Origin of the sequence: Mesorhizobium dulcispinae, from assembly GCF_033977345.1 — a bacterium.
Taxonomy (GTDB): domain Bacteria; phylum Pseudomonadota; class Alphaproteobacteria; order Rhizobiales; family Rhizobiaceae; genus Mesorhizobium; species Mesorhizobium dulcispinae.
Window position 1 is genome coordinate 215,333 of record NZ_JAVIIY010000002.1, and the last position, 26,354, is coordinate 241,686.

Annotated in this window: 19 protein-coding genes and 1 tRNA gene; 11 read left to right on the forward strand and 9 right to left on the reverse strand. The window is 64.1% G+C overall.

Going from position 1 to position 26,354, the window contains the following annotated elements; translation table 11 throughout:
• Positions 1-27: 27 nt before the first annotated feature.
• Positions 28-429 (reverse strand): rhodanese-like domain-containing protein, encoded by a 402-nt coding sequence (locus RFN30_RS05690; RefSeq protein WP_320261159.1) that lies wholly within the window; start codon positions 427-429, stop codon positions 28-30.
• A gap of 428 nt (positions 430-857) precedes the next feature.
• On the opposite strand from RFN30_RS05690, the gene RFN30_RS05695 reads away from it, so the two are divergent.
• Positions 858-2,729 (forward strand): L,D-transpeptidase family protein, encoded by a 1,872-nt coding sequence (locus RFN30_RS05695; protein WP_320261160.1) that lies wholly within the window; start codon positions 858-860, stop codon positions 2,727-2,729.
• Here RFN30_RS05695 and RFN30_RS05700 read toward each other — a convergent pair.
• Positions 2,721-3,197 (reverse strand): hypothetical protein, encoded by a 477-nt coding sequence (locus RFN30_RS05700; protein ID WP_320261161.1) that lies wholly within the window; start codon positions 3,195-3,197, stop codon positions 2,721-2,723. The genes RFN30_RS05695 and RFN30_RS05700 overlap by 9 nt on opposite strands.
• A 296-nt stretch (positions 3,198-3,493) precedes the next feature.
• Positions 3,494-3,751: a PepSY domain-containing protein gene (locus tag RFN30_RS05705; protein WP_320261162.1), complete on the reverse strand. Its 258-nt coding sequence runs from the start codon at positions 3,749-3,751 to the stop codon at positions 3,494-3,496.
• Positions 3,752-4,158: 407 nt separating this feature from the next.
• Here RFN30_RS05705 and RFN30_RS05710 point away from each other — a divergent pair, with 407 nt between their 5' ends.
• Positions 4,159-5,940, forward strand: a complete 1,782-nt coding sequence (locus tag RFN30_RS05710) for an adenylate/guanylate cyclase domain-containing protein (RefSeq protein WP_320261163.1) — start codon at positions 4,159-4,161, stop codon at positions 5,938-5,940.
• A 119-nt stretch (positions 5,941-6,059) separates the two neighbouring features.
• Complete coding sequence (locus RFN30_RS05715) at positions 6,060-10,337, forward strand: cytochrome P450 (protein ID WP_320261164.1); 4,278 nt, start codon at positions 6,060-6,062, stop codon at positions 10,335-10,337.
• Positions 10,338-10,355: 18 nt separating this feature from the next.
• Here RFN30_RS05715 and RFN30_RS05720 read toward each other — a convergent pair whose 3' ends face one another.
• Positions 10,356-11,042 (reverse strand): Crp/Fnr family transcriptional regulator, encoded by a 687-nt coding sequence (locus RFN30_RS05720; protein WP_320261165.1) that lies wholly within the window; start codon positions 11,040-11,042, stop codon positions 10,356-10,358.
• 604 nt (positions 11,043-11,646) lie between these two features.
• On the opposite strand from RFN30_RS05720, the gene RFN30_RS05725 reads away from it, so the two are divergent.
• The 3 genes from RFN30_RS05725 (at position 11,647) to RFN30_RS05735 (ending at position 17,110) form a co-directional block, all read left to right on the forward strand.
• On the forward strand, positions 11,647-15,312 hold the full coding sequence (locus tag RFN30_RS05725; protein ID WP_320261166.1) for a S8 family serine peptidase: 3,666 nt from the start codon (positions 11,647-11,649) through the stop codon (positions 15,310-15,312).
• Complete coding sequence (locus RFN30_RS05730) at positions 15,305-16,828, forward strand: MBL fold metallo-hydrolase (RefSeq protein WP_320261167.1); 1,524 nt, start codon at positions 15,305-15,307, stop codon at positions 16,826-16,828. Before RFN30_RS05725 ends, RFN30_RS05730 begins: the two co-directional genes overlap by 8 nt.
• A 66-nt stretch (positions 16,829-16,894) precedes the next feature.
• On the forward strand, positions 16,895-17,110 hold the full coding sequence (locus RFN30_RS05735; RefSeq protein ID WP_320261168.1) for a hypothetical protein: 216 nt from the start codon (positions 16,895-16,897) through the stop codon (positions 17,108-17,110).
• A gap of 86 nt (positions 17,111-17,196) precedes the next feature.
• On the opposite strand, the gene RFN30_RS05740 is transcribed toward RFN30_RS05735, so the two are convergent.
• Positions 17,197-17,271: transfer RNA gene (locus tag RFN30_RS05740), tRNA-Val, on the reverse strand.
• Positions 17,272-17,393: 122 nt separating this feature from the next.
• A complete protein-coding gene (locus RFN30_RS05745) occupies positions 17,394-18,074 on the reverse strand; it encodes a phosphoglycolate phosphatase (protein ID WP_320261169.1) in 681 nt (226 codons plus the stop codon).
• Positions 18,075-18,228: 154 nt separating this feature from the next.
• Here RFN30_RS05745 and rpiA point away from each other — a divergent pair, with 154 nt between their 5' ends.
• From rpiA to gor, 3 genes are all read left to right on the forward strand, one after another.
• Positions 18,229-18,960: a ribose-5-phosphate isomerase RpiA gene (gene rpiA, locus RFN30_RS05750; RefSeq protein ID WP_320261170.1), complete on the forward strand. Its 732-nt coding sequence runs from the start codon at positions 18,229-18,231 to the stop codon at positions 18,958-18,960.
• The gene (locus tag RFN30_RS05755; RefSeq protein ID WP_320261171.1) at positions 18,947-19,564 is read left to right on the forward strand and encodes a DUF2059 domain-containing protein; all 618 of its coding nucleotides are present in this window, start codon (positions 18,947-18,949) and stop codon (positions 19,562-19,564) included. The genes rpiA and RFN30_RS05755 overlap by 14 nt, the downstream gene beginning before the upstream one ends.
• 116 nt (positions 19,565-19,680) lie before the next feature.
• Positions 19,681-21,069: a glutathione-disulfide reductase gene (gor, locus tag RFN30_RS05760; RefSeq protein WP_320261172.1), complete on the forward strand. Its 1,389-nt coding sequence runs from the start codon at positions 19,681-19,683 to the stop codon at positions 21,067-21,069.
• A 53-nt stretch (positions 21,070-21,122) separates the two neighbouring features.
• Here the strand turns inward: gor and mgtE are convergent, their stop codons facing one another.
• Together mgtE and RFN30_RS05770 are read right to left on the reverse strand one after the other, a co-directional pair.
• A complete protein-coding gene (gene mgtE, locus RFN30_RS05765; protein ID WP_320261173.1) occupies positions 21,123-22,487 on the reverse strand; it encodes a magnesium transporter in 1,365 nt (454 codons plus the stop codon).
• 273 nt (positions 22,488-22,760) lie between these two features.
• Entirely contained in the window at positions 22,761-24,653 is a 1,893-nt protein-coding gene (locus RFN30_RS05770; RefSeq protein ID WP_320261174.1) for an ABC transporter ATP-binding protein/permease, read from the reverse strand.
• Between the two features lie 324 nt (positions 24,654-24,977).
• Between RFN30_RS05770 and RFN30_RS05775 the strand changes: the two genes are divergently transcribed.
• Positions 24,978-25,172, forward strand: a complete 195-nt coding sequence (locus tag RFN30_RS05775) for a hypothetical protein (protein ID WP_320261175.1) — start codon at positions 24,978-24,980, stop codon at positions 25,170-25,172.
• Between the two features lie 123 nt (positions 25,173-25,295).
• Positions 25,296-25,610 (forward strand): hypothetical protein, encoded by a 315-nt coding sequence (locus RFN30_RS05780; protein ID WP_320261176.1) that lies wholly within the window; start codon positions 25,296-25,298, stop codon positions 25,608-25,610.
• Between the two features lie 60 nt (positions 25,611-25,670).
• On the opposite strand, the gene RFN30_RS05785 is transcribed toward RFN30_RS05780, so the two are convergent.
• On the reverse strand, positions 25,671-26,351 hold the full coding sequence (locus RFN30_RS05785) for a DsbA family oxidoreductase (RefSeq protein WP_320261177.1): 681 nt from the start codon (positions 26,349-26,351) through the stop codon (positions 25,671-25,673).
• Positions 26,352-26,354 lie beyond the last annotated feature (3 nt).

Consider the following 26,354-nt stretch of genomic DNA (forward strand, 5'->3'; position numbering starts at 1 on the left):
GTCTTGCGCCCGGAATTACGAACCTGATCAGTCGGCTTTCTTCTTCTGGCCGGGCTCGACCGGCAGGCCGGCGGCCTTCCAGGCGGTGTAGCCGCCGAGGATGTGCTTGACCGGCGTCAGAGCCATGTCCTGCGCCGTCTTGGTCGCTAGCGCCGAGCGCCAGCCGCCGGCGCAGAAGAAGACGAAGGTCTTGCCCGAGGCGAAGAACGGCTTGTGGTAGGGGCTTTCGGGGTCGATCCAGAATTCGAGCATGCCGCGCGTCACATGCTTGGCGCCGGGAATCTTGCCGTCGCGCTCGACCTCGCGAGGATCGCGCAGATCGACGAAGATCGTGCCGTCATCCTCCAGCAATCCGGCCGCTTCCTCAGGCGATACCACCTCGATCTCGGCGTTCGCCTCATCGAGAAGCTCGCGATATCCCTTCTTCACTGCACATCCTCCCGGCCATGGCTCGAGGCCGCTGGAATTTCGATCACAAAGACCGCGGTTTGTCACGGACCGATGTTCGTCACGCGGGGGCGGCCATGGTTGCTCAGGGCGCTCGTTGCACTCTTCATAAGGGCAGCCCGCTTGGTCCGCCTTGCCGGGCTCGCCAAACAATGAGGGTAAGTTCGGCACTACCATCGATGGTGACGGCAATGCCCGACTGTTCGTAAGCAGCTGGAACCGCAAACAGCCTTATCCGTTCCGAACCTCATAAGGAGGTGAAACTGTTCTGCAACACGGCCGCGGAAATTTATGAAAGCTTAACGAAATCGGTGTGAATCGGTATAATCGCGCCTTACATCCGCCATGCGATGGGCGGGACCGTCAAGCGGCGCGGAACGGGAACCCGGTTCAACCGGTGCGGGTGAAACATGAAAATCCTCGGGAACAAAAATGCTGTCTTGCCGATCGCGATTGCGGCGGCGCTGGCCTTCGGTCAGCAGCCGGCGAACGCGCAAGGGCTGTTCGACATGCTGTTCGGCGGCGGCATCCGGCACAATCCCCAAAGTGAATTTCCGCCACCGCCGAAGCCGCGCAACGTTCAGCCTGGCACCGGAGGCGGAGTCAGGATCAGCAGCCCGACCTATAACACTTACAGGGCCGACAAGCTCGTGCGCGTCGACTTCAAGTCGCTGCTGCCGGCTCCGCCGCCGGCGACCGCGCAGGACGCTGCCTTTGTGCCATCCGTGGCAGGAAGTGCGTTTCGCGACGCGCTGGCGGGCCTGAGCGACTATGAACTGTTTGCCGAACCCGATATCGCCAAGGCGCTCATCGCCTACTACTCGGCCAATCCGGATTTCATCTGGGTGACAGGGGATGCACCCAACAGCAGGGCGCAGGACGCCGTGCGAGTGCTTGGCGAGGCGGCGAGCTACGGCCTGACGCCCGCCGACTACGCCGTCGATGTTCCGGCGACCACGGCTTCCGCTACGCCCGAAGAGCGGACCAAGGAACTGGTCCGCTTCGAGATGGCGCTGTCGGCGCGCGTGCTGCGCTATGCCCATGACGCCCAGAGCGGCCGCGTCGACCCGAACCGCATGACCGGCTACTACGATTTCCCGGCCAAGCCGCTCGATCTCGAGGGCGTGCTGAAGACGCTGGCGCACACTCAAGAAGTGCGCACCTATCTCGAATCGCGGCACCCGCAGAACCCGGAATACCAGGCGTTGCGCGTCGAGCTGGAATCGCTTGAAGCGAGCGAGGAGAACGAGATCGTCGTCGATCCGAAGCTGCTCCTGAAGCCAGGCGAAAGCAGCCCGGAGCTGCCCAAGCTTTTGACGCTCATTGCCCGCAACCTCGATGACGAGATGGGTGGTGACTATGGCGAGGTCCTCGCGAGGCTTGGCAAGAGCGAGGTTTACGATCCGGAACTGGTGCCGGTGATCAAGGCGGTGCAGAAGCGGGCCGGCATGAAGGGCGACGGCGTCATCGGCCCGCGCACGGTCGCTTCGCTTGCGGGAACCTCCAAGGCCGACAAGATCGAGAAGGTCAGGGTCGCGCTCGAGGAGCTGCGCTGGCTCCCCTCCGACCTCGGCAGCCCGCGCGTCTTCATCAACCAGCCGGCCTTCACCGCGAGCTATATCGACAATGGCGAGGAAAAGCTGAAGACCCGCGTGGTCATCGGCAAGGTCACCAACCAGACCGCCTTCTTCTACAACCAGATCAAGCAGGTCGATTTCCATCCCTATTGGGGCGTGCCGCAATCGATCATCGTCAACGAGATGTTGCCGCGGCTGCGCAGCGACCCGGGCTATCTCGATCGTGCCGGCTATGAGGTGACGGATTCCAGCGGCAGGCAAATTCCCTCGGCCGCGGTGGACTGGGGCGCCTACGGCGCCAAAGTTCCGTTCAGCGTGCGCCAGCAGCCGAGCGAGGCCAACGCGCTCGGCGAGTTGAAGATCCTCTTCCCCAACAAGCACGCCATCTACATGCACGATACGCCGCAGAAGTCGTTCTTCGAGCGCGACATGCGTGCGCTGAGCCACGGCTGCATCCGCCTGCAGGATCCGCGCGGCATGGCGGCCGCTGTGCTCGGCACCTCGGTCGATGATATCGCCGAGAAGCTGAAGCACGGCCATTCGACCGAAAATGTCACGCGCGTCATCCCGGTCTATGTCGCCTATTTCACCGCTTGGCCTGACATGTCGGGCAAGGTCGAATATTTCGACGACGTCTACGATCGCGATTCGAAGCTGATGCAGGCGCTGGATGCGACCGAAGCGGCGCGCGCACCGTCAACCTAAGCGCGCGACGAGCGGGCGTCTGAAACCGGCATCGCGTCCGGCAATCAGCCAATAGACGAAACCGGCCACCAGCTCGGCCGCTGCAATGATGCCGAGGTCAGCCCAGCGCTCCGGATCGTCCGGCGCATCCTGCCAGAGCAGCATGAAGCCGGCGGCCGCAGGCGCACCGCCGAACAGCATGTGCAGCCAGAAGCTCCGCAGCGAGAAGAACTCGGCAATCAGGGCGAAGACCAGTGTCTGCATGCCGGTGACCACGATCGTCAGGAAATAGACGAACATGCCGAGCGGCGGCACGACCAGCACCGCGACGGGCGTGAGCTGCATCAGCGCGAAATAGCTTTGAGCGTTGGGTAGCGAACTCAGCACCACGTAGATCGCGACCAACGCGATCAACCCGACGAGCACCGCGACCAGATAGCCGGCGAGCACCATCAGGATGCGCTTCAGGACGTAGCCAACCACTGCCATGCACCCCCGTGCCCGCAATCGTGGCGCGCAGTCAGCCACCAAACACGCGTCGACGCAAGTTCCGGGCAGGGCGGATTTGACGTAAAGCAGGTCGCGTGATTCACGCGACCTACTTTAAGTCTTTGACTTCAAGCATGTCTTTGTCCCGAAACCGGTTTCCACTTTCGGGAGACATGCTTTAAAAGCGCGTCGCGCTGAAACGGATTCAGGCGACGCGCGTCAGGTCTTTGTTTTTATGCATGTCGTTTTCGCAAAACCGCTGCACAGTTTTGCGCGACATGCATTAGCTGGGAAGCTTACTTCGGTTCGCCGGTCACCGGGTCATAGGTGATTTCGACCTTGGCCCGGTCGGTCGTGTAGTAGGTGACGGTATAGCCGTCGCTGCTCCAGTCGACCCCCTTCACATATTGGAAGTCGTTCCGCTTCTCGACCTTGGCGACGATTTCCGAGAGCTTCTTGGCATTTTGCGGCGGCATAGTCTGCTGGTCGGCCGCGAAAGCCGACCCGCCGATAAGGAAGAACGCAATACCACTTGCCAAAACAACAGCGCGCATGACTGCCCTCAATCTCGTGTTGGCATGAACGTGCTGAAAACTCGAATCCCGGCCCGTTGGTTCCGCCACGGGCGGACGACGCCTTGCTCCACGGCTGGTCCGTCACCGCCAGCGCCGTCTTCATTCGCGATAGCTTAAATAAGCAAAGCTTAGAGATTCCAATAGATAAGGAGGTTTCTACAACGCGGAGCTTCAGGTAACCAACAGCTAACCATGGGTTGGGCCGAAACCGCGTTCCATTAGCTGTTCGTGGTAGAGCTTTTGGCAAGACCCTGTTAGACTTCCGACCTAACAGGGTGGCAACGGCGCGCCGAGCCTGCCGGGGATTTTTCCGTCGGCAAACGGCGAAGTTTTTTTCCAGCGGAAGTCGCCTGTTCTGGACCGAAGCAGGGACCGGGGGCTCGACCATGGCTGAACGGCACTATACCCGTCAGCTCGCAACAATCATTTCTATCGACGCCGTGGGTTTTTCGCGGCTGATGGGCATCGACGACGAACGCGCCGTCGCGGCCTTCGAGGAAAGGCGCGATATCATCACCGACAGCTGCGGCGCCTTTGGCGGCCGCACCTTCGGCGTTGCCGGCGACAGCATCATGGCTGAATTCGGCACTCCGATCGAAGCCTTGCGCGCGGCGTTCGATTTCCAGGATCGGATCATGGCGCTCAATGCCTTGGCCGCCGAGGAGATGCGCATGCCGTTCCGGGCCGGGATCAACACCGGCGACGTCATCGTCCGCGAGGGCCGTCTTTATGGCGACGACGTCAACATTGCCGCCCGTCTCCAGGAGTTCGCTCCGCATGACGGCCTCGCCATTTCGGAGACGACCTGGCACCACGTGAAGGACAAGACGGCGGCGGTTTTCACCGACCTCGGCGAGTTCATGCTCAAGAACATCGCCCTGCCGGTGCGCGTCCTGATAGCCGGGCGCGGCGGCAACGGCGCCGCGATGGCTGCTTCCCTGGCCGCCATCCCCGCGGCACCCGGCCACTACAAACCTCTTCCCAAGGGACCGCCGGCAATCGCGGTGCTGCCGTTCCATGGCAACGGAAGCGAGCCTGATATCGGCTACATGGCCGATGGCGTTGCGGAAGACATTATCTACGGCCTGTCCAATACCCGCTGGCTTTCGGTGATCGCCAAGGGCTCCAGCTTCCAGTTCCGCGACGACGGCCTCGGAACCAGGCTCATCGGCAACGCGCTTGGCGCGCGCTACATCGTCAGCGGCACGCTGACAGGTTTGGGTGGGCAGATCCGCCTCAACGCTTCGCTCACCGATACGTCGAACGGTCGCCTCGTCTGGTCGCAGCGCTTCGACCGCGACCTGGTCGACATCTTCAGCCTGCGCGACCAGATCGGCAGTGAGATCGTTTCGATCCTCGACAAGGAGGTCGACCGGGCCGAGCAGGTGCGGACCTTTCAGGTGCCGTGGGAAAGCCTCGAGACCTGGCAGTTGGTGCGGCGCGGCCGCTGGCACATGAACAGGCGCACGCGCAAAGACACCGAGATCGCGCTCGAATTCTTCGATAAGGCCTACCAGGAAGATCCGAACTCCAGCGCCGTGCTGAACGAGCTGGCATGGTGGTACTTCTGGCGGGCATGGCTGCGCTTCGGCGACAGCGACGACCTGGACAAGGTCGAGGCGTTCGCGCGCAAGGCGCTTCTGATGGACAGCCTCGACGCGCGCCCGCACGCCTATCTCGGGGCGGCCGACATCATGCGCGGCCTGCCGGCATCCGCCGCCGAGCATCTGGCCGAGGCGATCCACATCAATCCGAGCTTTGCCTTCGCCCGCTCGGCGATGGGCAGCGCGCGCCTGCTGCTCGGCGATGCCGCCGGCGCGATCCCGTTCTTCCTGGATACCGAGCGGCTCAGCCCTTTCGATCTCTACCGCTTCCACAATCTTGGGGAACTGGCCGCCGCATACTGCTTCGTCGAGGATTGGCCGGCGGCAATTGCCGTTGCCGACCGCTCGCTCAACCTCTCGCCGGGCTATTTCTACGCCAGATTCCTCAAGATCGGCGCCCTGATGCGGAGCGGCCGCCGCGACGAGGCTGAACGGGAACTCGCCATTTTCGCGACCAGGCATCCGGACTTTTCCGAGCAGAGGATTCGCTGGATACCGTTCGCCGACGCGGCGAAGAACAATTTCCTGATCGCCAATTTCGATCAGGCCAAGACCATTGCATGATCGCTGGGATCGAACACAGACGACTGTGAAAAAAATCACATACGCCGGACCGAAGCAAACCTAGGCCAAAGGATGGCCGGCACCACATCGATGTGTACAGCCGGGGGGCTCGAACGCGCATGATCAAGTTGAAGTATTTCGCTGCTGTCCGCGCGGCGCAGAAGAGCCAGCGTCCTGTCGCTGACATGCCGCCGTTCGACATCGACCGGCTTCGCGCCACAGGGCTTGCGTCCCGTATAGCCGGCTTCTTGTTCAGCGATCCGCGCTGGCTGCTGGCGCTGCTGCGCCGCTTTTGGCCGAATCTCGCCTTCGGCAACTTCCTGCTCGTCACCAAAGGCGCGGATGTGCGCGACATATTGGAGCGCGGCGACGAGTTCGAAACGCCTTACGGCCCGGAAATGGCGGAACTGGCCCGGGGATCGAATTTCATCCTCGGCATGCAGGACGGGGCTGCCTACCGGCAGATGAAGTCGGCCGTGCTGAGCGCCTTTCCGCCGGCGGAAGTCGAAGCCGCCGTCCGGCCGATCGCGGAGCGTCACTCGCGCGACATCATGACCAGAGCCAGCCCCGGCTTCGACGCCATCGCCGGGTTGATGAAGATCGTTCCGGTGCGCATCTGCCGTGACTATTTCGGCCTCGAGATCGACGACGAAACCGAGTTTGCCGACTGGTCGATCGCGCTTAGCGCGCTGTTCTTTTCCGATCCGACGGCGAACCCGACGACACGTCAGCTCGCAATCGTCGGCGGCGATCGCCTGATCAAGGTCATCGACCGCTCGATCGCCGCGGTCAGGGACCGGGGAGGGAAGGACAACCGGCCGCTGGCCCGCCTCGTCGCGCTCATGGATCAGGGGCGCCTGTCGCTGCCCGACATCCATTCGGTCATGCTCGGCATGATCGCGGGCTTCGTGCCGACCAACGTACTTGCCGGGGGCAATAGCCTGGACGTGATCCTGTCGCGCGCCGATGCACGGCAGGCAGTCGACGCGGCGCTGGCGGAAAACAGCATCGACAAGCTCGACCGGGCGATACTGGAAGCGATGCGCTTCAAGCCGATCTGGGTCGGCCCTTGGCGCTACACTAGGCGCGACGCGGTCATCGGCCAGGGCACGCGCCGCGAGCGCCTGGTCAAGGCCGGAACGGTCGTGATGCCGGCGACGCTTTCGGCCATGTTCGACCCGGAAATCGTGCAGCGGCCAAACGAATTCGACACCTCGCGGCCGAACCGCGACTACATGGTGTTCGGCCACGGCATTCATCTGTGCATCGGCGCCGAGATTGCCCGCATTCAGATCGGCGAATGCGTTCGCGCCCTGTTCAGCAAGCCCAGGCTCAGCCGTGCGCGCGGCAGAGCCGGCAAGATGGTCAATGTCGGCGCCTATCCGACAAGCCTCAAGGTCGATTTCGAGCGCTCTGCGCTTTGCCGCACGGTCGACCAGTCGATGGTCACCGTGGTTTGCCCGATCAGGCGCGGGGTGCCGCTGTATGCCGTGCGCGACAAGGTCGGCACGCTCGGCAACCCGGCGATCGACGAGGCGGGCGATGCGCTCGACAAGGTCGGCACGGTTCATTTCACCAGCCTGGCCGTCGCCGCCACCGGCAAGGACGAGAAATCGGGCCTCGAGACCGGCGCGCTCGTATTCGAAATCTCGGGCGACGGCAGCGCCGACGATGTCATCGGCGCCATCACGCTGGCCATAGGCCACCGCCTGCGGCCGATCTTCAGGGACGTGTGCGGTCTGCCGGACGGCGCTTCGCTGGAGGACTTCCTGAAGAAGTATCACATCGAGATATCGCCGTCCTTCGGTAGCACGGCAGGGCTGGTTTTTTCGGGAACGCCCGGTCATTCGGTGCGCCGTATCCTGGCCGAGGCCAAGCTTGCCGACAGTGTGCGCGAGATCGTCGAAAAGCCGCGCGCGGGCACCGGCAACGCCCTTGCAGTGCTCACCGAGGCGCGCCGGCATGCTCAGTCGCTGGGACAGTTCGGCTGGGCCTTCGAGCCGGCCGAGAGCCTGCTGGAGCGACCGCCGGGCCGCTGGTGGCGGGCCTTGACGACGACGCTGCTTGCGCCGGCGATGCTCGCCACCGTCGCGATCGTCGTCCTTGCCTGCTGGCGCATGACCTATGTGCTCGTGTTCGGGAACCCCCACGGCATCACCTTCACCAATATCGCGATTGCTGGCACCGCGCTTCTGCTGGCGGTGCTGGGGCTGCTCGCCATAGCCCTGCTGTTCATCGGCTTGTGCTTCCTCGGCCTGCGGCGACTCGAGGACAGGGATCGGCCGCAGAGCACCCCCGTCGATATCGGCGCCCTGGACAGGATCCTCGCCAATGAGGACCACTGCGCGCAAAACCATCTCACCGCGATATCGACGATGAAGGCTGGCACCTTGCGGCGGCTGGCGCTGAGGCTTTCCTTCTATCTGATCTCGATATCGGCGCAGAAGGTGTTCAAGCCGGGGTTCCTCGCCACCATAAACACCATTCACTTCGCTCGCTGGGTGCTGCTGCCGGGCACCGGCAAGCTGATGTTCTTCTCCAACTACGGCGGCAGCTGGGAAAGCTACCTGGAGGACTTCATCGCCAAGGCGTCGGAGGGCCTGACCGGCGTCTGGAGCAACACCGAAGGGTACCCGCGCACACGCTGGCTCTACCTCGACGGCGCGCGCGACGGTGACCGCTTCAAGCGCTGGGCGCGGCGTCAGCAGGTGCCGACGCTGTTCTGGTACTCCGCCTATCCGCATCTCAACACCACCCGCATCCGCATCAACTCCAGGATTCGGCGCGGCATTGCTTCGGCCACCGGCAACGAGGCCCGCGACTGGGTGAGCCTGTTCGGCTCGCTGCAGCGGCCGCAGGCAAGGCCGGCGGAAATCGTCAGCCGTGAACCGGCGCCTTCGCCCCTCGAAGAACTGGAAGCCGGCGAGATCCAATCGATCTTCTTCGGTCCGTTCGGCGCGCTCGGCCATGCGCATATGCTGGCGATCCGGGTGCCCGAAGAGCTGCCGGCAATGCAACGGAGAGCATGGCTGGATTTCGTCATCGACAAGACAAGCTTCGGCGACGGCGTGCCGGTCGGACGCGCCATGACGGTGGCCTTCGGCCCCGACGGCTTGCGCCGTCTCGGGCTGAAGGGCGGCGTCGACGACGATCCGCTGGATACTTTCCCGGCCGCCTTTCGCCACGGCATGGGCAATCCCGAGCGCAGCCGCATTCTCGATGACACCGGCCCCGACGCGCCTGACAGGTGGCAGTGGGGTTCGGCCAAGGCGCCGGTCGACGCAGTCGTCATCTGCTACGCCGAGAAGCCGGCGGTGCTGAAGGGGGAGGTCGCGGCCGCGAAACGAAAGACGACCGGCGCGGGGATGAAAATCGTCGCCGAGTTGCCGCTCGTCGTGAACCGCGAGCCGCCGAAGAAGGATGGCGTGAAAACCCAAGATGCCGGCAACAGCCGCAAGCCGGAGCGCGCCCGCGCCTATGAGCATTTCGGCTTCGCCGACGGCGTCTCGCAGCCGATCGTCAAGGGTACGTCGCGTGCCAACAAGGGCGCCGCGCCGATGCACCTGCTGGCGCCCGGCGAGTTCCTGTTCGGCTATCGCGACGAGCATGGGTTCTATCCGGCGTCGCCCTCCGTCCAGGCGGCGCAGGACCGGACCGGCATCCTGTCGCAGGTGCGGCGCAACCGGCAGGTCCCCGGCCAGCCTCCACCGCCGCGCGATTTTGGCCGCAACGGCTCGTTCCTCGTCATGCGCCAGTTCGAACAGCATGTCGAATTGTTCAATAACTACTGCAAGCACGCCGCCGCGCAGGCCGCGCACGAGACCGGCGACGACGCTATCACGCCGCGCTGGGTGGCGGCCAAGATGCTCGGGCGCTGGCAGGACGGCAGTTCGCTGGTGCGCAACCCCGACGGCCGCCCGAGCCGCGGCGTCGACAACGACTTCGCGCTTGGCGCCGAGGACCCGCAGGGACATCGCTGTCCGCTCGGCTCGCACATACGCCGTTCCAATCCACGCGATTCGCTCGGCGAGGATCGCGAGACGCAGATCAGGATCGGCAAGCGCCACCGCATCCTGCGCGTCGGCCGCACCTATGAGAAGAAGGACCGCAGCGGCAAGGTCGAGAAGGGGCTTCTCTTCATGTGCCTGAACGCCGATATCGAGCGCCAGTACGAATTCATCCAGCAGACCTGGGTCTCGTCGAGTTCGTTCCAGGGCCTTGTCGGCGAAAAGGATCCGACGATCGGCGCGCGCGATGGCGGCGGCCGGTTCTCGATTCCGTCCTGGGAAAAGGTGACGGTGCTCAGGGACATGCCGCAATTCGTCACCACGAAAGGCGGCGGCTACTTCTTCATGCCGAGCCGGTCCGCGCTGCGCTACCTGATTTCGCGGCTCTGATTCGGGGTCAAAAACCGCTCAGTCGTCGTCCTGCGACTCGGCGATCTGGTTGAGCGCGGCGGCATTGGTGATGCGCAGCCCGCCGCGTTTGATGGCGATCATGTGCCTGTTGCGCCAGTCGTTGAGTGTCTTGTTGACCGACTCGCGCGTCGCGCCGAGGAATTCGCCGAGCTCCGATTGCGAGATCGGAACCCAGCCGGCGGGATCAGCCATGACGCTGCTCAAGAACACCAGCCGCTTGGCCAGCCGGGCCTCGATGCCGAAGAAGGCCTGGTCGCCCAGCTCGCCGCTGACCCAGCGCAGTCGCGTGCACAGAAGTTCGATCATGGCACGCGCCAGCGGTGGATTTTTTTCAATACGATCAAAGAGTTGCGCCCGACTAAGCGAAACCAGCTCGCATGCGGTGAGGCAGATGGCGGTTGCCGTGCGCGGGCGTCCATCCAAGGCGCCGATCTCGCCGACGAGGCTGCGCGACAGCTCGATATTGGCCACCAGCTTCTGTCCGCCCGGTGAGTAGAGCGAGATTTCGACCGTGCCGCTCATCACGCCGTAGATGCGGTCGGACGCGTCCTCCTGGACGAACAGGTGCTGACCGGCGGCATAGCGTTCTACCTTGCAGCCGCCGAACAGCAGATCGAACTGGCGCGGATCGATCCGCGCCAGACGCGGCAGGGTGCTCCTGTCGTCTGCGCTGGCCGTGGACATGGTGCGATTCCGCCTCTCGTTAAGCGGAAATTGTATGACAAGTGCATGCTCGATCAAGGCCTGGTCTCCTTTCGTGGCGACTACGGCAACACACGACGGCCTTTGGGAGATCGAGCGCCAGACGTGCGCTGCCGGCATCGAATTTAGCCGGCAACTTTCCTTGCAACGGGATCGGAGCACGCTGGCGGACGCGAACCGATCTGCGAAACGCCGTCCGCGCGCGTGGCGGGAGGTGACCGACGCGCGCGAACAGCAAATCTGAAAATGGCTAGGTGATCGAAACTCCCTGCCGAGGACCGACCCACTTTCAGGCCCGGAAGCCATTCGAGCCCGTGCATTTGAAGCAGAAGCCAGTGCCACCCGGTGCGATATCTGTGCGCGAAGTCGGCCCGGCGTATGTGAAGGCGATCACAGAAGCGCTTGCCGGCCGGCGCGATTGTCATTTGCCGAATGTATGTTGCAGCCGCCAAGCATATTGGCGCGGAAATACAATCGGCCCAGTTTCCTAGTTGGCAAACAGATCGATCGAAGCATGGTTTGGGACTTGGCTTGACTGAGGTTGACAGTCCACGCCATGGTTTCCACTTCCGAGGAGGGGCACGCCATGGCGAGGAGACTCCTTATCAAGGTTCGTGGTGATGGCGCCGGGATCGCAGCCCGAAGGCGGTCGCTCGGTATCGGAGGAATCGATGCCGAACCGATCCTGACGGTGCCGCCCGGTGCTGCCGGCGCCGACTTCGGGGCCGCGGCGGACCGTGGCGCGACGTGGCTGCGGCTTTCCCCCAAGGCAGCGGACTCGGACAATCCCTGGGACGATGCCCACGAACTCTTCGCCCGCGGCGGAGATTCAGCGGCTGGCGATATCCTGGCGATCGAACCCGACATGGTTCAGCAATGGGACTATAGGAACGGCGGCGGCGACCGCGGCATGGCGGCGAGCGCCAGCCCGGTCTGCGCATTCGACGACCAGGACCCAAGCGGCAGGCAGGCGACGGTGCCGGGCGTGGTTGCCTGGAACGCTGGCCCGACCTTCAGCCAGTTCGCGGCTGCCCGCAGCAAGGTCGGCGCCAAGCAGTCCAACATTATCATCGCCCATCTCGATACCGGTTTCGATCCTGGCCACCGCACCTTGCCGAGCGGGCTTCTCGCAGCCAAGCAGCGCAATTTCGTCGACGACGGCACCGGGCCGAACAACGCGACCGATCATGCGCCTGCCGGCACGCTCACCAGCAATCGCGGCCATGGAACCGGCACGCTCAGCCTGCTTGCCGGCAACAAGCTCGACGGCACGTCGCCGCATTGGCCGGGCTTCACCGATTTCGTCGGCGGCGCCCCGCAGACCAATATCCTGCCGGTCCGCATCGCCGACTGGGTGGTGCGGCTGACGACGGGCACGATGGTGCAAGGCATCGACTATGCGCGCCAGCAAGGCGCCCAGCTATTGTCGATGAGCATGGGCGGCCTCGCTTCGCAGGCTCTCGTCGATGCCGTCAACCTCGCTTACGACAGCGGCGTGGTGATGGTCACGGCGGCCGGCAACAATTTTACCATCACGCCGCGCAGCATCGTCTATCCAGCCCGCTATAACCGCGTGCTGGCGGCTTGCGGCGTGATGGGAGACGGCCGCGCCTATGCCGGCCTCGACCTTGGCACCATGCAAGGCAATTACGGTCCCGCCTCGAAGATGAAGACGGCGCTCGGCGCCTATACGCCGAATGTGCCCTGGGCGGAGATCGACTGCGCCAAGGTCGTCGACATGGACGGCAACGGCACATCGGCGGCGACGCCCCAGGTCGCCGCAGCGGCGGCGCTTTGGCTGGCCGAGCACTGGGACGTCGTTAAGAATTATTCGCAGCCCTGGATGCGCGTCGAGGCCGTGCGCTTCGCGCTGTTCAAGGCGGCGCAGAAATCGACGCCGAAGATGAGCGCAGCCGAGACGCTGGAGAAGATCGGGCAAGGGGTGGTGCGCGCCTTCGATGCGCTGGCAATCGCCCCGCCGGCGGAGAACCAGCTGCAGAAACTGCCGCCGGCGACCTATACGTGGAGCTGGCTCGATCTCTTGACCGGCGGCAACTCGCTTGCGGCCCAGTCGCCCGCTGCGTTGCAACGGCAGAGGATGCTGGGGCTGGAGCTGATGCAGATGGCGCAGAGCACGGTCGCCGTCGACCAGGCAATCGCCGATCCCGACGGCGACCCGGCCGCCATTTCGGCCGCGGCGCGCAACCGCTATCTCGAAGCCGCTCTCGACGAAGGCAATCCGTCGAAACCGCTCAGAGCCTTTCTCGAAGGGCTGCTGGGCAGGGCCGGCGCCAGGCCGGTGCCGGTCGCCGCTCCCGCGGCAAGCCCGGCGCCGATCAAGCGCAAGCCGCGTCCGTTGCCGCCGCCGCAGCGGCGCCTGCGCATCTACGCGCTCGACCCTTCGGTCGCCAAGCGGCTGGACTCGGTGTCGGTCTACCAGGCGACGCTTTCGGTTCCCTGGGACGACGAACCGTCGGCCGTCAAGCCGTTGGCGCCGGGCCCTATCGGCGAATATCTCGAAGTGGTCGATGTCGATCCGGCCTCCGACCGCGTCTACGACCCGGTCGACCTCAACGACAAGGTGCTTCTGGCGCAGGACGGCCTGGCGCCTTCGGAAGGCAATCCCAAGTTCCACCAGCAGATGGTCTATGCGGTCGCCATGACCACGATCGGCCATTTCGAGCGCGCGCTCGGGCGGCGGGCGCTGTGGGCGCCGCATTATTCGCAAAGCCCCGGCCGCAACGGCGACATGGCGGTGAAAGCGCATTATGTGCCGCGCTTGCGCATCTATCCGCACGCGCTGCGCGCCGAGAACGCTTATTACAGCCCGGAAAAGAAGGCGCTGCTGTTCGGCTATTTCCCGGCGACCGGCAATGAGGGCGACGTCACCACGCCCGGGACGACGGTGTTTTCCTGCCTGTCCAGCGATATCATTGCGCACGAGATGTCGCATGCGCTGCTCGACGGGCTGCATCGCCGCTTCCAGGAAGCGTCCAATCCGGACGTTCCTGCCTTTCATGAGGCCTTTGCCGACATCGTCGCGCTGTTCCAGCATTTTACGCTGAAGGAGCTGGTGAATTTCGAGATCGGCAAGGCAAGGGGCGATGTGTCGGCGGCCTCGCTGCTTTCCGGCATCGCCAGGCAGTTCGGCGAGGGCAGCGGAAGGGCAGGGCCGTTGCGTGAATATGGCGGCGCCGGCATGGCCGACCTCGACTATGACAAGACGTTCGAGGCGCATGACCGCGGCTCCATCCTCGTCTTCGCCGTCTACCAGGCGTTCATCGCCATCGCCGACCGCCGCACCGACGATCTGATCCAGCTTGCCACCGGCGGCACAGGCATACTGCCGGCGGGCACCTTGCATCCGAGCCTTGTCGAGCGGCTGACCGACGAGGTCGCCAAGACCGCCAGGCAGATGCTGACCATGTGCATCCGCGCGCTCGATTATTGCCCGGCCGTCGATATCACCTTCGGCGAGTATCTGCGGGCGCTGATCACCGCCGACCGCGATGCCTATCCCGACGATCCGCTGCACTATCGCCTGGCGTTCCTGGAATCCTTCCGCAAATGGAAGCTCCTGCCGCGCGACGTGCGCACCATTTCGGAAGAGACGCTCGCCTGGAGCGCGCCGGAAGATCCTTCGCCTCCCTGGCTGAAGGGCTTGCTTGCCAAGATCGATCTCGGCTGGAACCAGAAGCTGAAGCGCTCCGAGATCTTCGCCCTCAACGACAGGAACCGCTACGCGCTGTGGAAGGCGATGCACAAGGCCTTCGCCTCCAATCCGGACCTCTACAAGCAGTTCGGCCTGCTGCCCGATCTGCCGCGCTACAACGAGGACGGCACGGTCATGCACCAGCCGAAGAAAGGCGAGACGACCTTCGACATCTACAGCGTGCGCCCGACGCGGCGCGTCGAGCCGGACGGCTCATTCCGCGTCGAGGTGGTCGCCGTCATCCAGCAGCGGATACCCATCGCCTTCGACGGCACGCCGGCGCCGCAAGGCGTCAACAGGGGCGACGGCTTCTTCTGGTTCCGCGGCGGTGCCACGATCATCATCGATCCGCGCGAAGGCTTTGAGGAGATCCGCTACTCGATCATCAAGAACACCGGCAGCGCGGACCGGCAGAAGCGGCAGGCCGGGACGATGGCGGCAAACTACCTGTCGCCCTTGCGAGCACTCTATTTCGGTGGCGAGGTGTCGGAACCCTTCGCTCTGCTGCACGCCAGCGACGGAGACGATGATCATGTCTAGAAGGCCAGCGACAAGGAGAAGGCCTGCGGGGGCGGCTCCCGCGGCAGCGCTCGCATCGGCCGTCACGGTCCGGCACTATTGCCAGGGCATCGGCGACTGCCACCTGCTTACTTTCACGAAGCCGGACGGCTCGCCCTTTCGCATGCTGATCGACTGCGGCATCCACGTCTCGATCGCCGGCGGCCCGGCGCTTGTCGCAGACATCGTTGCCGATCTCAAGAAACAGACCGGCGGCAGGATCGATGTGCTTGTCATCACCCATGAGCACTGGGACCATGTTTCGGGGTTCCTGACGGCAAAGGACCTGTTCAAGGACTTTGTCGTCGGCGACGTCTGGATGGCGTGGAGCGAAAATCCCGCGGACACTGAGGCCGTTGAACTCGACAAGTTCAAGGGCCAGGCGCTGGCGGCGCTGCAGGGCGTCGGCCAAAAGCTGGACGGCATCCAGGGGCTCAGTCCTTACATGGCGGGCGTCCGCGACGGGCTGCAGTCCGTGCTCGGCTTCCAATTCGGCGCCGCCGGTGAGCGGGTGCGCTCGGCGCGCGATGCCGCGGCAAAGTTGTCCGCAAAACCATCGCCCACCTATTTCGAGCCCGGCGGTCCGCCGCAATCGATCGCGGAACTGCCCAATCTTCGGATTTATGTGCTCGGGCCGCCGCGCGACAAGGCGGCGCTCCGGCTGGAGGAAAAGGCGAGCGAGATGTTTCCGCTTGCGAGCGGCGGACCGTTCGCGCGGGCGCTCGCATCCGGGCTCAGGATGAATCAAGACGACGATCCAACCTTTGTGGACGAACTCAGTCCCTTCGAACGCAATATCGGCACGCCGCTGTCGGCGGCGCTGAACGGCGACAAAGGCAGCGATCCGGCCGTCGATATCGGCGCCTTTACACGCAAGCATTATTCCGGACCGGTCTCCGGCGCGGCCTCGATGGAGGATCGCGACCAGTCGTGGCGCCGCATCGACGCAGACTGGATGGGGATCGCCGCCGACCTTGCCATGCAGCTCGATCGCGGCGTCAACAACACCAGCCTGGTGCTCGCCTTCGAGTTCATCGACAGCGGCCGGGTGGTCCTGTTTCCGGGTGACGCCCAGATCGGCAATTGGCTGAGCTGGAAGGACCTGAAATGGCCGGTGGGGCAGGGCACCGTCACGTCGGCCGACCTTCTGGCTCGCACGGTCTATCTCAAGGTCGCGCATCACGGCAGCCAGAACGCCACGCCGGAAAAACAGGGGTTCGACCTGCTGACCAGCGCCGACCTGTCGGCCTTCATCCCCACCAACAAGGTGGATGCGGTAAAAGTGCACTGGGGCGAGATGCCCTATGACGGCATCCTGACCGCGCTCGAGACAAGGACGAAGGGCCGCGTCATCCGCGCCGATGATCCGTGGCTGGCCGACGCCAACGGCAAGCCGGCTTTTGCCGCGCCGTTCGGCTCGATCCAGGCCGTGCGCAGCGCACCGCGCGATCCGGCCCGGGGACCGGGTGGGCTGTGGGTCGAGGTGGATCTGGTCTGAGGCGTGGGCTTCGCTACTCGGCCGATTGCGAAAAGTCGAAACCCGGTCTATGGAGCGAGCGGCTGAATGAGGGCGGCCACCCAACGCATTCCTTTGCTACAAGGTCGCCCCATGCCCGATGAATTCTCGCGCATCATCGCCTTTCTTGCCGTGGTCATGGCCCTGCTGTTTGCCGGGCTGCATTTCCACCAAGGCCATATCATTGCCACGCTCTATTTCATGACCGGCGCTATTCTGGTGACGGCCGTGACGCGCATGAATGTGAGGAGAGGGCTGATTTGAGCAGCCATCCGGGCGCCGGTTATCCGCTGGTGCGCATTCAGGGAGTTCGTCGAGGCCAGATCATCCAACTCCATCAGAGAGTTGGATGGTGGGCGATGCAGGGATTGAACCTGCGACCCCACCCGTGTGAAGGGTGTGCTCTCCCGCTGAGCTAATCGCCCGCCTGTGGCCCGAAGGCCGAAGCGAGCCGCGATATAAGGGAGGCGGGTGCGCGAAGTCAAGGCAATGTGCCGACGTTCTCTTGGGGATCGATTTCGTGGCTCCGATCGCGTTGCGCCAAGGCTCAGCGCGCCGCCGCAATCAGTCGCTCAGCCAGATCGGGCGTCAGCGTGTCGAAATGCGAGATCACCAGCGTCGGCTCGAACTCGCGCACATGGCGGTCGGTGTAGCCGAAATCGACGGCTACGACGGGAATGCCGGCCGCTTTGGCGGTGTCGATGTCGGTTTGCGAATCGCCGACCATCAGGGCGTTGTGCGGGTCGCCGCCGGCCAGCCTGATCGTCTCGGTCAGGTGACGCGGGTCGGGCTTGCGGAAGGCGAAAGTGTCCTGGCCGCAGATCGCCGCGAAGTACTTTTCCAGGCCGAGCGCGCCGATCAGCGCCACCGAATTGGCTTCATATTTGTTGGTGCAGACCGCCATCATGTAGCCGGCGGCCTGCAAGCGGTCGAGCGCCGCGACGACGCCGGGGTAGGGGCGCGACTTGCCTGGAATGTTGATCGTGTAGTGGTCGAGGAAAAGCTTCAGCAGCCGGTCATGCTCTTCCGCCACCAGCGCCTTGTTCTGCGCCGCATGCGCGCGCTCGATCATGACGCGGCCGCCATGGCCGACGAAGCGCCTGAAGCCGGTCTCGTCGACTGCCGCAAGTTCGCCGGCCGCCAGGCTGTGGTTGAGGCTGTCGAGCAGGTCCGGCGCGGTGTCGATGAGCGTCCCGTCGAGGTCGAACACGATGATCGGTCGAGTCATGGTCAATTCCTGCGGCGATTGAAATGCCGCAGCCGATACAAGCTGCGCGGTGGTCAAGCAAGCAGCCTCTATCGGTCCACAGGCAGAGCCTTTGACGGGGCAGGCAAAAATGCTAGGAGGCGCGCCAAACCAGCGAAATCGGGATAACAGCGGCATGGATGCAAGGCAGTTGAAGGTCGAGGCCGCGCGCGCGGCGCTCGCCCATGTCGGCAGCGGCATGCGGCTCGGCATCGGCACCGGCACGACCGCCGACGAGTTCGTCCGGCTGCTGGCCGAGAAGGTCGCGACCGGGCTTGCCGTCATCGGCGTGCCCACGTCCGAGCGCACCGCGGCACTCTGCCGCGAGCTCGGCGTGCCGCTGTCGACGCTGGAGGAAACGCCCGAGCTCGACCTCACCATTGACGGCGCCGACGAGATCGACCCGGCACTGACGCTGATCAAGGGCGGCGGCGGGGCGCTCCTGCGCGAAAAGATCGTCGCGGCGGCGTCCCAGCGCATGATCGTGATCGCCGACCAGTCCAAGATGGTCGAGACCCTCGGCCGTTTCCCGCTGCCGATCGAGGTCAACAAGTTCGGCCTGCGCGCCACCGAGATCGCGGTCGCAGCGGCGGCGGCAAGCCTCGGCCTTGCCGGCCCGGTGACATTGAGGATGACGGGGGGGCAGCCATTTGTTACAGACGGCGGCCACTTTATCCTCGATGCATCTTTTGGCCGCATTCCGGATACAAGAGCGCTTTCGAATGCTCTCTTCGCCATTCCAGGTGTTGTCGAGCACGGTCTATTCATCGGGCTGGCGTCAACGGCCATCATCGCCGGCGGCGACGGCATCCAAACCGTCCATGCCGCCCGAAAACCAGGGAGTTCTATCGACCATGATGTTGCATAAACGGGTTCGCCGCCTTTCGACGCTTCTGGCAGCCTCAGCCGTCCTTGCGCTGTCCTCGCCGGCGTTTTCGCAGGATATCAGCGAATCGCACCTCAAGGCCGCGCGGGCCGCAGTTGTGGCTATCCACGCCACGGACCCGTTCGACAACATCCTGCCGCAGGCGGCGGCCGCGCTTGAGAATCAGCTGATCCAGAAGAACCCCGACATGCAGGAACTGATCGGCAAGACCGTCACCGAGAAGGCGATCGGCCTCGCTTCGCGGCGCGCCGACCTCGAGAAGGAGGCGGCGCTTGCCTACGCCAAGGTATTCTCCGAGAAGGACCTCAACGACATCGCCGCGTTCTACAGCTCGGATGCCGGCAAGAAGCTGCTCGATAGCGGCCCGGCGGTCACGCGCGACCTCGTGAAGGCGGCCGACATCTGGCAGAACGGCGTCGCCCGCGACCTCGCCCAGCAGGTCGGTGAAACGCTTGCCGCCGCAGCCAAGGCCGCGGCTCCGGCCAAGCCCGCGCAGGATGCGACCGCTCCCGCCGACGGCTCCGCTCCGGCCGACAACCAGGCACCTGCCGACGGTTCGGCTCCGGCCGACAATTCGCAGAACTGATCGCTTCAGCCGGTCACGGCCGCTGGACCAGAAGAGCCCGGGTTTCCCGGGCTTTTCTTTTGGCCCCTGGCAGCCTACCTCTGGCTCGTTCTTCTCATGCTACAGGAGCCCATCCGATGGCCGGTTACGACTACGATCTCTTCGTCATCGGCGGCGGCTCCGGCGGGGTGAGGGCGGCTCGCGTGGCTGCCTCGCTCGGCAAGCGCGTCGCCATCGCCGAGGAGTATCGCTACGGCGGCACCTGCGTCATCCGCGGCTGCGTGCCGAAGAAGCTCTATGTCTATGCCTCCCAGTTCCCCGAACATTTCGCCGATGCCGCCGGCTATGGCTGGACGGTGCCCGAGGCAAGCTTCGACTGGCCGACGCTGGTCGCCAACAAGGACAAGGAGATCGCCAGGCTGGAGGCGATCTACAAGAAGAATGTCGAGGGCGCGGGCGGCGAGGCCTTCCACTCGCGCGCCGTGCTCGTGGACAAGCACGCCGTCTATCTGACTGCCGAGGACCGCACCGTCACCGCCGACCAGATCCTGATCGCCACCGGCGGCAGGCCGGCGCCGCATCCGGCGCTTTCCGGCCATGAATATTGCATCTTCTCCAACGAAGCTTTCGACCTCAAGGAGCTGCCAAAGGCGATCATGATCGAGGGCGGCGGCTACATTGCCGTCGAATTCGCCAATATTTTCCATGGGCTCGGCGTGGAAACCACGCTTGTCTATCGCGGCCAGGAAATCCTCAGCCGTTTCGACATGGACCTTCGCCGTTCGCTGCACGAGACCATGGAGAAGAAGGGGATCAGGATCATCTGCCACGCGGTTTCCGAGTGGGTGCGCAAGAACCCGGCCGGCCGGCTGGACGTATTGCTCTCCGGCGGCCAGACGCTGACGGTCGACCAGGTCATGCTGGCCATCGGCCGCATCCCGAATACCGAGAACATGGGGCTTGAAGGTGTCGGCGTGGAACTCGGCAAGACCGGCGCGATCGTTGTCGATAAATATTCCCGCACCAATATCGACAACATCTGGGCGATCGGCGACGTCACCCACCGCGTGCAACTGACGCCGGTGGCCATCCACGAGGCGATGTGTTTCATCGAGACCGCCTTCAAGGGCAACCCGACATCGCCGGACCACGACACCATCCCGACAGCCGTGTTCTCGCAGCCGGAGATCGGCACCGTCGGCCTGTCCGAGGATGAGGCGGTCAAGCGGTTCCCGGACATCGAGGTCTATCGTGCCTCCTTCCGCCCGATGCGGCACACGCTTTCGGGCCGCGACGAGAAGATGCTGATGAAGCTGGTAGTCGACGGCGCCACGAGAAAGGTGCTCGGCGCCCACATTCTGGGGCCGGACGCCGGCGAGATGGCGCAGCTTCTCGGCATTCCGCTGAAGGCAGGGCTGACCAAGGAGGATTTCGACCGCACCATGGCCGTCCATCCGACCGCGGCGGAGGAGCTCGTCACCATGTATAAGCCGACCTACCGCGTGAAGGACGGCGAGCGGGTTTAAGGCCAAGTCGAGAAGCGCGCCGCCGGCGATACCCGCGGCGGTGAAGTTATTGGTTAGAGCAAGGTGCCGCGCAGGATCACCAGCGCCACCGAGAAGTAGATGACCAGCCCCGTGACGTCGACGAGCGTGGCGACGAACGGCGCCGAGGCGCTGGCCGGATCGAAGCCGATGCGCTTCAACGCGAAAGGCAGCATCGAGCCCGACAGCGAGCCGAAGGTGACGATGCCGATCAGCGCCGCGCCCACGGTCGCCGCGATCAGCATCCAGTGCGGGCCGTAGTCGTGGAAGCCGAAATATTGCCAGAGCGCGATGCGGCAGATGCCGACCATGCCGAGGATGGAGCCGAGCACCAGCCCGGTCGGCAGCTCGCGCAGCGCCACCCGCCACCAGTCGCGCAGGCCGATCTCGCGCAGCGCCAGCGCGCGGATCACCAGCGAGGTGGCCTGCGAGCCGGAATTGCCACCCGAGCTCATGATCAGCGGGATGAAGAGGGTGAGCACGATCGCCTTCTCCAGCTCGCCTTCATAGCTCTGCATGGCGTTCGCCGTCAGCATCTCGCTGAGGAACAGCGCGCAGAGCCATCCGGCCCGCTTCTGGATCATGGCGAGGAAGCCCATCTTCATATAGGGCTCGTCCAGCGCCTCCATGCCGCCGAAACGATGCACGTGCTCGGTCGTTTCCTCGACCATGGTGTCGATGATGTCGTCGATGGTGACGATGCCGAGGATCTTGCCGTGATCCACAACCGGCACGGCGAGCAGGTCGTATTTGGAGATCGTCTGCGCCAGCGTTTCGCGATCGGTCAGCGGCGTGACCGTCACCGGCATGCGGTCCGGCGCCACGGACAGGATCGAGTCCTCCGGCTCGCCGGTGATCAGCCTGCGCAGACCCGTCGCCCGCAGCAGGAGCTGCGTCTCCGGATCGGTGATGTAGATGGCATAGACGGTCTCGCGGGTGCGCTCGACCTTGCGGATGTAGTCGAGCGTGCGGCCGACGGTCCAGTCCGACGGCACGCTGACGAACTCCGTCGTCATGATCGAGGCGGCGCTCTCTTCGGGATAGCCGAGAATGGAGAGCAGCGTTGCGCGCAGCGACGGAGCAAGCGCGCCAAGCAATTCCGAACGCGCAGGCTCGTCGAGCTCGCGCAGAATGTCGGCGGCGCGGTCGACCGACATGGCGGTCAACAGCTTGCCCGCCTTGGCGCGCGGCAGGGCTTCGGCGAGCTCAGGCGCGCTTTCGAGCTCCGGCTGGTCGAAGATTTCGACCAGCCGCTCGAACGGAACCGCGCAGAGCAGCTCGATGGCCGTCTCACGGGGTTCGCGGTTGAGGGCTTCGACGACGTCGGCGACGTGATCGTTGGCAAGAACACGGGCGACGGCGATCGCTTCGTCGTCCAATACGGGTACGAATTCGTTCATGGCTCACTCCTTGCCGTCCGGCAGGACGTGAGCCGTCAGGTCACGTCAAGGCGGACGGCGGTTGCGTTCGACTGCGACTGTCGCCAGGCATGGCGGGTTGACCTTTCTGCTCGCGGGTTAGAGTGCTGCGAGCGGGCGCAACATAAGTGCGCGTCTTGCCGAGTCAATCGTGGAGAGCGCTGAAAGTAAGCGAACGGATGCCGGATCGCGAGACTGTGATCGATCACGGCCGGTGCCGCCACCAGCGGACCGCACAAAGGCTTGGTATGACTGCTATTTCTGCTTCAGCCGCCGGAAGCGCAGCCATCTGTCCTCGGCCGGCCGAGGCTGCTGCGCGAGGATGGTCGTGAGCTCGCGCGGCAGGCTTGGGGCGAGAGGCTTCTTGGTCGCGACGCCGTCGGTGATCGCGACGACGCTGTGGTAGAACTCCTCCCCGGAGAGCGAGCGCGGCGGCACGGCCTCGTGCATCACGCTGATCACCGTCACATGGGGGCAATTGGCCTTGATGGCTTCATGGAAGGCGATCTTGCCCTCGGGATCGAGCGCGCCGGTTGCCTCGTCGAGGAACAGCAGCCCGGGCTGCCGAAGGATGATGCGGGCGACCACCAGCTTCTGCTTCTGGCCGCCGGACAGGACCTGATCCCAGATCTTGCCCTCGCGGGTCTCATCGGTCAGGTGCCCGATGAATTCGCCGAGGCCCGCCTTGTGCAGCGCCGCCGCCACCTGCATGTCGCTGTGCTCGTTTTCCGACCCCGGCAGGCAGACTAGCTGCTTCAGCGAAACCTGCTGCAGCTTGACCTCCTGGGCGGCATAGAAGCTCGTCACCCCTTCCGGGAACACGATAGTGCCGCGGCCATAGGGCCACAGGCCGTTGATCGCCTTGATCAGCGAGGTCTTGCCGCAACCGGACTCACCCTTGAGGAAGGTCCATTCGCCACGACGGAAGCGCAGGTTGGCGGCGCTGAGGAAGGGCGTTGCGTCCTCGCCCTGGTGCGCCAGCTCGAGCTTCTGGATGGTCAGGCCGAACACCGGATTCTGCGTGGCATAGCTGAAGTCGGAGCGGCCGGTCTGGCGATAGAACTCCTGCGGCTGCTGGACATTCTCGATGGCGTTGGCGAGCTCGGTCACGCGCTGGCTGTTGGCTCTGAGCGTGGCGATCGCGGGCATCACATGGATGAACCACGAACATTGGCTGATCAGCTGCGCGACCATTTCCGAGCCGGTTATGTAGCCTTTGAGGTCGAAGCCGTTGTGGATGAACGGCACGAGACCGGGGCCGTAAGAGACGATGCGGGCGCCGATGAAATTGTAGATCAGCTCGAACGACATGTAGCTGGTGTTGACGACGTTCAGCCGACCCCATGTCTTGTCGATGTCGACGTAGAGCTTGTCGTGCATTGCCTTCTGCACATCCTCGCCGTGCGAGGCGGCAACATGGAAGCTGCGGCGCAGGAAGGTCGTCAATTCGCCGCGATAGCTGCCCTCGGCCTGCTGCATGCGGATGTTGAGACGTTCGAGCAGTCCGCCGAGCTTCACCGCGATCCAGGTGTTGAGCGGCACGTAGGTGGCGACCGCCAGGAAGGCGAGCACGGCGCTGCCATAGCCGCCGAGAAACTCCAGCCCTTTGACCTCCACGGAGGCCCCAATGAGATTCTCGCCGACGAAATAGAGCGAGGTCGCGACGCCCAGCACGCCCATGGCGAGGCCGATCGCGCCGCCGGTCATGTCCTTGATCGATTCCTGGATGCGCTGGTCGATGTTGTCGGGAGCGACGATACCGCCGGCTACCGAGCCGTGCTGAGCATGGAAATGGGTATGGTTGCCGTCGAGCAGCGCCTGGTTGAACTGGTTGTTCAGCCAGCCACGCCATTTGCGATGCAATGTGGCGGAGACGAGATTGCGCACGCCGGTGAAACCGGCGTCCTTGAGCACCACCAGCAGCATCAATATGCCGGCATTGGTCAGAAGCGACTGCAGCGGATTGGTGTTGGCTGCGTCGTGGAAGAAGGCGATCGAATTGACCAGCTCGCCCGATGCCATGGCAAACCACACGCCGGCCTTGCTGGAGAGCGCCGTCAGCAGCGCGATGACGAGGGTGAGGGTCCAGGCTTCCTTCCACCGGTCGGAGAACCAGTAGGCTCGCATCAGCCCCCAGAATGTACGCATCGACGATACCGGCGTCAGGTACGAGGGCCTTGCCGCCTCGCTGAATGTTTGCTCCGGTACTGTACGTCGCGGTCTACCGACCCGAATCACGATCCCGCCCAAACCTTTCTTGTTTTGTTACATATGGTAACACCAATTGATCATTTTCCATTAATTTTCTGCCCCCGAATGTGAACAGGGTTACCCGCCGTGGCATGAGGGCAACAGAACGGAGCCGCGAGAGGGACACCTCGGGTGCGAATTTTGTGTTTTATTCCAGCGGGTTGAGTGGGCATTTCAAGGATGGCGCCAGCTTTCCCTTAGGGAAAGTGAAAACACGGTTTCGTGAACGAAAATGCCGTGCGGGCCGGGCGGTTTCACGACCGGCAACGATCGAAAAAGGCTGAAAAGCGTCGTGCCTTCATCCTCTTTCCGGCTTGTCCGATCCCCCCTCGCGAAGCTCGTGAACGCTCGGGAATGAACTCGGCGACGGCATTGGTTTTTCCTGTCGCCACCGCCGCGCGGCCGAACGGCATTTGACAATTCTTGCCCCTCGGGATGGACTCTCAGCAGCGATTTGGCTCGCATCGAGGGGGATCGGAATGTCTGCACGCATATTTTCAGCCGCGGTGCTCGCGGCCTTCGCCTGGCTGCCGCAGGCACATGCCGGCAATCGGCTGCATCTACACGCCGAAAGGCGGCACCAGCACCTACCAGCCGCGGGACGGCGGACCAGAGCTTTCCTGTTCCCGTGTCGAGCCGAGCTATGTAACGGTGATCCTGGGGCCGAAGGGACCGGCGACGCTTATCAAGAACCCCGGCGAGCAGGGCTGCTGCAGTGACGCCACCAAGCTTGGCTACGGCAACAGCTGGAGCAAGGGGTCATTCACTTGCCTCTCTTCGACGAAAGGATTGACCTGCACGAGCAGCAGCGGCCACGGTTTCTTCGTCAGCAAGGCGAGGGTGACGGTAAAATAGGAGCGCTGTTTTAACGCAATTCCGGACGGAAAACCGTTTCACACTTTTTCTGGAATTGCTTTAGCCCGCCGTTTCCAATTCGCCGCGTGCCTTGGCCTGGGCGACTTGGCGGATGGCGTCGGCAAGCGTGTCGGCGTCTTGCGCGCCCATCACGGCATATTTGCCTTCGAGCAGGAAGCAAGGCACGCCGGTGATGCCCATGCGCGAGGCGGTGGCGATCTCGTTGCGCACGGCCTCGACATCGGCGTCGGTGGGCAGCAGCGTCTCGACCACCGAAGCGTCCATGCCGGCCTCGCGGGCCGCCTCGACCAGCACGGCATGGTCGCCGAGATTGGCGCCTTCCTCGAAATTCAGCTGGAAGAGCCGGCGCACCAGCCGGTTCTGCACGTCCTCGCCGGCCGCACCCGCCCAGCGTATGGCGCGGTGCGCGTCCAGCGTGTTGGCCGCGACCTTGATGGCGCCGAAGGCGAAACGGATACCTTCCGCCTCGCCGAGCGGTTCTATGCGCGCATGGATCTGACGGATGCGCTCCTCGCTGCCGAACTTGCCCAGCATGTATTCGCGGCGATCCATGCCGCCTTGCGGGATGGTCGGATCGAGCTGGAAGGGCCGCCAGCGCACGTGCACGTCGACATCGCCGACGGCGGCAATCGCCGTATCCAGCCGCTTCTGGCCGATGAAGCACCAGGGGCAGACGACGTCGGACACCACATCGACGGTGATGGAGTTCTCGGCGCTCATACT